The sequence below is a fragment of the Amnimonas aquatica genome (assembly GCF_002943415.1).
In the GTDB taxonomy this organism is placed as follows: domain Bacteria; phylum Pseudomonadota; class Gammaproteobacteria; order Pseudomonadales; family Moraxellaceae; genus Perlucidibaca; species Perlucidibaca aquatica_A.
In genome coordinates, this window is sequence record NZ_PTQZ01000293.1 from 1 (window position 1) to 1,648 (window position 1,648).

Below are 1,648 nucleotides of genomic sequence, written 5' to 3' on the forward strand. Positions count from 1 at the left end.
TTTCAATTTTCGCGGCGTCGGCGCCAGTGCCGGTGCCTTCGATCACGGCGCCGGCGAGCAGGATGATCTGCTGGCGGTGCTCGCCTGGGCGTGGCGCGAGCTGGCCGCCCGCGAACTGGTGCTGGCCGGGTTCTCGTTCGGCTCGTTCGTGGCGGCGTCGGTCTGGCCGCGCGCGCTGGCCGGTGGCTGGCGCGGGCGTTCGCTGATCCTCGCGGCGCCGCCGGTGACCCGCTTCCCGCTCGACGGGCACGCGCTGCCGGCAGGCACACGGGTTATCTACGGCGATGCCGACGAAGTGGTCGATCCGCTGGCCATCCGCGACTGGCTGGCGGCGCAGCCGGCGGCCCTGGAAGTTTGCGTGCTGGCGGGGGCGGGGCACTTTTTTCACGGCCGCCTGACCGAGCTGAAGGCCTGGGTGGAAGAAGGACNAGTGACAGGATGACGCCGCTGCAGCGCTACCGCAGCGATCTGGCCGAGCGCGGTTTCCGCGAGGATGCCGCGCAGCAGGCCGCGGTGGCGGCGCTGGACGTGGTGCACGCGGCGCTGACGCAGCGCTTCGAGGTCGCGCAGAAGGTGCGCGGGCCGGCGCGCCTGCGCGAGATCCGGCGGCAGCGCACGCCGGCCCAGGGCCTGTACCTGTGGGGCGGGGTGGGGCGCGGCAAGACCTATCTCATGGACCTGTTCTTCGAGGCGCTGCCGTTCCGGCGCAAGATGCGCGTGCATTTTCACCGCTTCATGCAGCGCGTGCACCACGAGCTGACCGACCTGCAGGGCACCAGGGATCCGCTCACCGCCGTGGCCGAGCGCATCCACAAGGAAGCGGTGGTGATCTGCTTCGACGAGTTCTTCGTCACCGACATCGGCGACGCCATGATCCTCGGCGGGCTCTTCGAGCGCCTGTTCGCGCGTGGCGTGACCCTGGTGGCGACCTCCAACATCGTGCCCGACCGGCTTTACGAGAACGGCCTGCAGCGCCAGCGCTTCCTGCCTGCCATCGCGCTGGTGAAGCAGTACTGCGACGTGCTCAACGTCGACTCCGGCATCGACTACCGCCTGCGCGTGCTGGAACAGGCGGGCCTGTTCCACCAGCCGCTGGATGCCGCGGCTGCCGCCGCGCTGCGGCGCAGTTTCGATGACCTGTCGGCCGGGACGACGGTCGTGCAGGTGCCGCTTGACATTAATGACCGTTCAGTCGAGGTTATTGCCCGAACCGACGATGTGCTCTGGTGCACCTACGCCGAGCTTTGCGAGAAGCCGCGCAGCGCCCACGACTACATCGAGATCGCCCGCGAGTATCACTCGGTGCTGCTGGCGGAGGTGCCGCACATGGGGTCGCACAACGACGACGCGGCGCGGCGCTTCATCAACCTGGTCGACGAGTTCTACGACCGCGGCGTCAAGCTGATCATCTCGGCCGAGCGCGCGATCCTCGATCTCTACGACCAGGGGCGGTTGAACTTCGAGTTCGAGCGGACGCAGAGCCGTCTGCAGGAAATGCAGTCGCGGGAGTATCTCGCGCGCGAACACCGCCCCTGAGCGCCGCTGCTCTGTTCCTCCGGGGGTGATGGTCGCGCCCGGCATGCCCCGCATTCATCCACGGGCCATGCCGGAGACACCGATGATTCCCCGTACCCTGTTCAATTCCGAT

General features: G+C 68.4%; 1 protein-coding gene. It reads left to right on the plus strand.

Annotated elements, in window-relative coordinates:
- The first annotated feature begins 438 nt into the window (after nt 1–438).
- Nucleotides 439–1,536, plus strand: a complete 1,098-nt coding sequence (zapE, locus tag C5O18_RS09235) for a cell division protein ZapE (protein WP_105193325.1) — start codon at nt 439–441, stop codon at nt 1,534–1,536.
- The last annotated feature ends 112 nt before the right edge of the window (nt 1,537–1,648 follow it).

Coding starts and splice junctions, on each gene's coding strand:
- zapE (WP_105193325.1), top strand. CDS start 439: ATGACGCCGCTGCAGCGCTACCGCAGCGATCTGGCCGAGCGCGGTTTC.